Genomic DNA, 5,976 nt, shown 5'->3' with positions numbered 1-5,976 from the left:
GTAATTTGCTTATATTTATATTGGCGGTAGGAGTTTTCGGTATTTTGAATACTGAAATGGGTGTTATTGGTATATTGCCTTTGATTGCTGATTATTATGATGTCAGTGTATCGAAAGCTGGATTGTTTGTGAGTCTCTTTGCACTTGTGGTTGCAATTTCTGCTCCAAGTATGCCGCTATTGTTTTCAGGAATAAATCGCAAAAAGGCAATGTTACTTGTACTTGGTGTGTTTGTTTTGGGTAACTTAGTCTCGATAATTGCATCTAACTTTACAATTGCATTAATTGCTCGTGTGATTCCAGCTATTTTTCATCCCATTTATTGTTCAATGGGATTGACAGTAGCTGCTAACTCAGTAAGCAATGAAAAAGCTCCAAAAGCTGTTTCCAAAATAATGTTGGGAGTATCTGCAGGTATGGTACTTGGTGTGCCAATTACTAGTTTTATAGCTAGTGAAACTTCGTTTGAAATGGCCATGTTATTCTTTGCTATCATTAATGCTTTAACATTCCTTGCTACATTGCTATTTGTACCATCTATGCCTGTTAAGGAAAGACTCACTTACGGATCACAGTTAAGCGTATTAAAAAATTCCATTACTTGGATTTCCATTGCCGCAGTTGTTTTTATAAATTCAGCAATATTTGGGGTTTACAGTTACCTTGCTGAGTATCTTGAAACCATTACTAATATTTCAGGGAAAACGATTAGTTTAATGTTAGTAGTATACGGTGGGGCAAATGTTATTGGAAACATTGTGGCTGGGAAGTTACTTACTAAAAATGCTATCAAAACAGTAGCAATTTTTCCTTTCACATTAGGAGCAGTTTACATCTTGTTATTCTCATTTGGACAGTTCACTGTACCTATGGCTATCATTACTTTGGTTTGGGGAATATTAGCTGGTATTGGAGGTAATATCGCTCAATATTGGATCACGTCCGCAGCTCCCAAAGCTCCTGATTTCGCTAATGGATTATTTTTATCATCTGCTAATATAGGAACAACAATTGGTACAGCTGTAGGTGGATTATTTATATCAATTATCGGTACACAATACATTGTAGTAGGGGGATTACTATCATTGATATTGGGTGCGGTGTGTATTTTGCTAAGAAACAACATATTTAGTCCTAGAAAACAAGTTTCTATAGAAGAAATTTAATCCTGATTTTCAAAAATATATAAACAGACGATTTCTTTTTTTTAAAATACCATTCGAAAGCTGATTTCTTTTTTTACATCTATGGCTTACTAGGAGAAATAATCAACATGAGCATATGTGGAGATTCAAAGGTTCAACCATACTTTACCGAATTAACTATTTTTTACGGAAGGTGGTCTAAGTAGAGACTTTTGGTGCTTTTACCAGCCCTATAATTTTCTTCATTCACAACTTCGTTCCATCTAGATGCTATTTGAGAAGAAGAATACTTGGTCAAAATCTAAGAAAACGTGAGCATTTAAGAGAAAAGCGATTCTCCATATAGGGAGGTTAGCATGGAAATGATCAAATCAAAAACATGAAATTAGAAAACCGCAAGTTACACTTTTTGGATAAAAGTAAATGAAATATAATGCCCTAGGAACGACTTAAGAGAAGTGACACAAGAGTTTAATAATTAAAAAATACACTTCACTAAATGAAAGTAAGAAATACTAGGAGAGTGACGTGAGATGAACAGTAAAGAAAGCTTTTCGAACCGGGTTGATTCATATTTGAAGTATCGCCCGAGCTATCCGAAAGAGGCTGTTGATTATTTGTACGACTACGTCGGTTTGCGTTCGAACAGTAAAATAGCTGACATCGGTTCCGGTACAGGCATCTTTTCAAAACTACTTCTGGAACGCGGAAGCTATGTGATTGCGGTCGAGCCGAATCAGGCAATGCGGGTAGCCGCCGAGCAAATGTTAGAAAGCAATCCGAACTTTCAGAGTATATCAGGTTCTGCAGAATCTACTGGATTACCTGATCAGTCGGTTGAGTTTATTGTCTGCTCACAAGCGTTTCACTGGTTTGATCGCTTAGCAGCGCAAACCGAGTTTCGTAGAATTCTACAGYCGGGCGGGAGAGTAATACTAATCTGGAATTCCCGTCTTACAAGCGGTACTACATTTCGTGAAGAGTACGATCAACTGCTCCATACATACGGAACCGACTACGTAAAAGTTAATCATAAAAACATTTCTCAGTCGATGCTTCACTCTTTTTTCAAGGAAGGTACGATGCATGAGGTGCGATTCAGAATGAGCCAGGAGTTTGATTTCGAGGGCTTGAGAGGCCGGTTGCTATCATCTTCCTACAGCCCTGTACCTGGGCATCCCAATTACAAACCGATGATGACGGATCTGCGAAATCTATTTGATAGGAATAATTAGGATGGTTTTGTTCTATTCGATTATGAAACTGAAATATTTTGGGGAGAAGTATAGATCAAACTTCGATTTAAGAGAATCATTGTGCTAATGGGGAACGCAAATTATATTAAAACTTCTCATTAAAAGCAACTCTAGAATTATTAGGTCTAATGGGAAGTTTTATTATGAATTTTGGTGAATTAAGGAAACTGTATGTAGTCGAAAAGCAGATTAAGGGATTTAGTCCAAACACACTAAAAGCATACACCTTATAGCTACAGATGCTGGTTTCTAAATTTGGCTATCCCGACTATCAGGTGGTCATTATAGCGGCTTTTTGACCAATTAATTAAAGGCACTTTTTTTAGAATATTAGCCGCTGTTACTCAAATAAAGGGCAGTACAACTTAATATTGAACTTTAAAAAAAAGGAACCTTTTATTATCGATGTGCGTCTATATTTACGGGAACAATGATCTCTAGTACAGGGAGTTAATTCTTGTTTTAACGGTCTTTTTGGAAAGGAGTGCTCGAATAAAAAAATGTTGGATTCTTGTTTTACTGACGGAGAACGATAGTTGAATCATACTTAATGTTGAGCAGGTGAGTGTTAGCCTGTTCATTTTTATTAAACTAAGAGTGATGCAATTGTTGATAAAAATTAAAGGCCAAATGCAAATCATTTGGGTGGTGGGTAAACTGTTTCMTATAAAATTAATTCTAACAATGATAGTTGTTGCTACCCTCATTATTGGATGTATATCACAACCAGTAAGACCAGATGATAAAGTTATTGAGGCCTTTATTAGTGACAATAACATTAACGTAATTGAGTTGGTGAAGTACAAGGAGTACACAGCAATTGCATATAAGAACGATACAGAGGTAGGTTTCTACTTGGATCAATCAGGTAATGGAACATTTTCGAAACATTGGGAGAATGTAGAGGGGACAAAGATTCCACAGCGATTCATTGGAGGTTTTTCTGACAAATACTTAGTTGAATTTATCATCGATGAGAGTATTTTAAATAAAATAAACACTTATACAACCAGAATAGGAACCTTTACAAAAGAACCAAATCAGAAGTGCTTTATATTTCCTACAGGAACTGGCGGTATTCAGTATTTTGACAAAAACAATAAACCGATTGAATTTTAGGAATTAAAATGGGTTGTACTAATGGAGAACGATTGTTCAATTTTAGAAGAGATACTACATGGCGACCCTTATCCATACTAACGGCAGAATATTTCCAATATGTAAATTATGTATTTGTTTATCCACCATCTCTACTTCTAGTTTGAGTTCAATAACTAAAAGGAGTCTAAGAATGACAAAAACGCAACTGCTATTGGTTGTTCAACTGCTGGTTTTCGTTCTTGCTGGTTGTTCTGATAACCAGGAAGATATCGCCTCAAAGAATAACCATACCAACTTATCTGTTTCGCCAAACCAGAATATCGAAAACACCATTGATTCTGGGGAACATTCGAAATCAAGCCAACCAAATTCAATGATCGAAAACGGCATCTCCAATTTGGAATTGACCCTGCCGAAGGGATGGAGCCTGAATACGGAAGACCACTTTGGCGCATCCCTCACCGACGAGAATGGAATCAATCTCGGAAGTGTTGTCACGTACCCGTATACTGTCGATTTCAGCTTTAACATGTATAAGCCGAACCATAGTGAAATTAAATATGAAGAATTAATTGATACTTCCATCGGAAGCGGCAAGCTCTATACGCTCGACACGGATAACGGTACGGCCGCCTCTGGCCTGACCGGCACACATGACGTCTATTTCGCAGTCATACCTATTCAAGAAAAAATAATATATGTATTGGAATTCTCGAAGCATGATAAAGAGGCATCGACGAAAAAACAATTCATCAGTCTACTGAATGGGTTGCAGTTAAGAAAGTGATTGTCAGCCAAGCTGGACCTTTTGGAAATAGACGTAATCCTTTTTATAATTAGTGGACTGTAGATCTTAACAAGCAACCAATATTTCATTAAACTAACGGGCAGAAGAGTGTGGTGGGCAATTTATTATCGCTCTTTCTTATGCCAGAGTAACACATTCGCTTCACCTACAATATGATGAGTCTAGAAATCTAAAGAGGTGAGTCAATGGCAGTCGTAAAAGCAAGGCAACAGGATATTAACATGTTGGCAAGGTTGCTTCGAGCTGAAGCTGAGACCGAAGGCGAAATGGGAATGCTGCTTGTTGGAAATGTTGGCATTAACCGAATAAGAGGGAATTGCTCCGATTTTAAAGATATCCGGACAATTCCTCAAATGATCAACCAGGAGCATGCGTTCGAAGCGTTGCAACATAGTTTGTACTATCAAAATGCAAGAGACAGGGAACGCCGTCTGGCGCAACGGGCAGTGAATGGGGAGCGGAATTGGCCAGCCAAATTCTCCTTATGGTATTTCCGTCCAGGATCGTTCGAAAATCCCGGTCCATGTCCGCCAACTTGGTATAATCAGCCGCTCGCAGGACGATGGAAGAAGCACTGCTTTTATGAACCGACCGGAGAAGAATGTGAAAATATCTATAATACGTTTTAATTTTATAAATGCAAAGAGCTCATTAGTATCTCATAACCTGACTTGTCACAGCCATGTGTCGGTTGACAACAACTTTATCTCATTAAGTGCCGCGTAAATCGCGGCTTTTTTGTGTTTAGTGTTTCGGAGACTATACCTACGTGGCAGGGCGTTCGATGTTGGATGACAAGAAAATTAGACAAAAGAATGAGGTTAGCTTTTAGTATCTGCTGGAGCRTGAGATTATGCATTCGCTGCGGCTCCTGGAAGTCGTGAAATACTTAAGGATAAGCGAGATGAGAAGATATTTTATGAGAGGGGACCTCTCTGCAGGGTACTGCGGGGAGGTTTTTTTGTTTGTTTATATTCTTAAGCATTCTAGTTCTAGCTAATAGCCTTTCCATTCTAATAATAAATGGATAAATCATAATGTTGTATTTGAAAAAAATGATGGCAATAACCAACAACCCTCAGGAAGAAAGCTTGTTCTTCCCTATGATGCCTTAATTACTACTCAGTTTTTTGCAGCACTTGATCAGGAAAATGTAGTATTGAGTGGTTTTAACCCACGTTTTGCAGCTTTTTATGTTTTCGCAATGTTAAAACAGCATAAAAAAGCATTGAATTGTTAAAAGTACGTAAAATAAAGCAAATTATATTGCGGCTTTTTGAATTATTCTCTATAATCAGAGTTGTTCGACGAAGTTAATGAAATGAGGAGACGTAATGGACAACAATAACGAGCGCATTAAAGGGGTCATTTTCGATTGGGCAGGAACGGTCATTGACTATGGTTGCTTTGCCCCAATGCACGCATTTTTGGAATCATTCGATAAAGCGGGAGTGCCCATCACAAATCGGGAAGCAAGAGAACCTATGGGCATGTTGAAGTGGGATCATATTCAAGCGATATTGCAGATGGATAGGGTACGGGGACAATGGATTGACAAGTACGGTACTGAACCTGTTAAAGAAGATATCGATCGATTATATTCCGATTTTGAATCGACCTTGATGGAGTCGTTAAAAGCGTATACGGATCCGATACCAGGAGTGTT

Annotated in this window: 5 protein-coding genes and 1 pseudogene; all 6 read left to right on the top strand. The window is 38.0% G+C overall.

Annotated elements, in window-relative coordinates; genetic code table 11:
* Positions 1-1,166 (top strand): MFS transporter (locus tag AC1DSE_RS28590; RefSeq protein ID WP_477528582.1); only part of this gene is annotated, 1,166 nt, incomplete at its 5' end.
* Positions 1,167-1,678: 512 nt separating this feature from the next.
* Positions 1,679-2,380: a class I SAM-dependent methyltransferase gene (locus AC1DSE_RS28585; RefSeq protein ID WP_477528581.1), complete on the top strand. Its 702-nt coding sequence runs from the start codon at positions 1,679-1,681 to the stop codon at positions 2,378-2,380.
* Between the two features lie 627 nt (positions 2,381-3,007).
* Positions 3,008-3,520, top strand: a complete 513-nt coding sequence (locus AC1DSE_RS28580; RefSeq protein ID WP_477528580.1) for a hypothetical protein — start codon at positions 3,008-3,010, stop codon at positions 3,518-3,520.
* Positions 3,521-3,692: 172 nt separating this feature from the next.
* Complete coding sequence (locus tag AC1DSE_RS28575) at positions 3,693-4,289, top strand: hypothetical protein (protein WP_477528579.1); 597 nt, start codon at positions 3,693-3,695, stop codon at positions 4,287-4,289.
* Between the two features lie 206 nt (positions 4,290-4,495).
* Positions 4,496-4,939, top strand: a complete 444-nt coding sequence (locus AC1DSE_RS28570) for a cell wall hydrolase (RefSeq protein ID WP_076270629.1) — start codon at positions 4,496-4,498, stop codon at positions 4,937-4,939.
* A 705-nt stretch (positions 4,940-5,644) separates the two neighbouring features.
* Positions 5,645-5,976 (top strand): annotated as a pseudogene (locus AC1DSE_RS28565) (phosphonoacetaldehyde hydrolase); the annotation flags it as partial.

It is taken from the genome of Paenibacillus sp. 01L418, assembly GCF_056400045.1.
Note: the sequence above shows the minus strand (reverse complement) of the source record. Positions and strands in the feature narration are given on the sequence as shown.

What these genes read in the sequence shown, in the direction of transcription:
- AC1DSE_RS28575 (WP_477528579.1), top strand. Translation starts at nt 3,693, where the DNA reads ATGACAAAAACGCAACTGCTATTGGTTGTTCAACTGCTGGTTTTCGTT.
- AC1DSE_RS28570 (WP_076270629.1), top strand. Translation starts at nt 4,496, where the DNA reads ATGGCAGTCGTAAAAGCAAGGCAACAGGATATTAACATGTTGGCAAGG.